Raw genomic sequence first — 882 nt, 5'->3', positions numbered from 1 at the left:
TAGGGCGTGTTGATCTTTGTGGTATGAAAAACAAACAGCATGAAGATAAGGTATAATTGAATTCGCCAGAAAACTTTACACCGAACCTACATGCCAAGATTAATGTTAACAGACGGGACATGGAATGTCTTATCAAAAGTAATGTACTTAAGTGGTCGAATTTATAATAAGCCCGACCATAGAAAAACGCTCGAAGGCATACTGTATAAGATGCGCACAGGTATTCCATGGCGAGATTTACCTTCTGATTTTGGCCGTTGGAGTGCTATCTACAGACGGTTTAATTTATGGTCCAAAAAAGGGATTTTGAATGAACTGTTTCGCGCATTATCTCGTGATGCGGACATGGATTGGGTCTTCATTGATGGCAGTATTGTCAGGGCTCATCAACATAGTTGCGGTGCAAGAACTGCTGACAATGAATCAATTGGAAAGAGCCGAGGTGGAAATTCTACGAAAATTCATCTTGCAGTCGATAGCGGAGGGTTGCCTGTTTATTATGAATTATCCTGTGGAAATACGCATGATATCGTCCATGCAGAGTCACTCGTAGCTAATTGCCCAACAAGTAATATGGTTGTCGCAGATAAAGGCTACGACAGTGAAAAACTGAGAGCGTTTGTTCGTGATAATAACGCTACACCCGTTATTCCACGTAAGGGCAACAGTTTAGTAGGCAATGAAGATATTGACTGGTGCATGTACAAATATCGGCACTTGGTTGAGAATGCATTTGGCCGTATTAAGCAATATAGAGGGATAGCCACGCGGTATGAAAAGCTTGAACGAAATTATCATTCAATGCTCGCTTTAGCATTTACTATGATGTGGCTACCAATGTGGGCTGATTGATATATGTACTACAAAGATCAACAGCCCCTA

At 41.2% G+C, this 882-nt stretch carries 1 protein-coding gene; it reads left to right on the top strand.

Annotated elements, in window-relative coordinates:
• The first annotated feature begins 90 nt into the window (after nt 1–90).
• Nucleotides 91–852 carry an IS5 family transposase gene (locus AAEZ22_RS18075; protein ID WP_024600859.1) on the top strand — a complete coding sequence of 254 codons (762 nt, stop codon included), beginning with the start codon at nt 91–93 and terminating at the stop codon, nt 850–852.
• Nucleotides 853–882 lie beyond the last annotated feature (30 nt).

Source organism: Pseudoalteromonas sp. 20-MNA-CIBAN-0454 (assembly GCF_040308685.1).
GTDB classification, from domain to species: Bacteria; Pseudomonadota; Gammaproteobacteria; order Enterobacterales; family Alteromonadaceae; genus Pseudoalteromonas; species Pseudoalteromonas nigrifaciens.
This window is presented reverse-complemented; position numbering and strand designations above follow the sequence as displayed.

What these genes read in the sequence shown, in the direction of transcription:
- AAEZ22_RS18075 (WP_024600859.1), top strand. Translation starts at nt 91, where the DNA reads ATGCCAAGATTAATGTTAACAGACGGGACATGGAATGTCTTATCAAAA.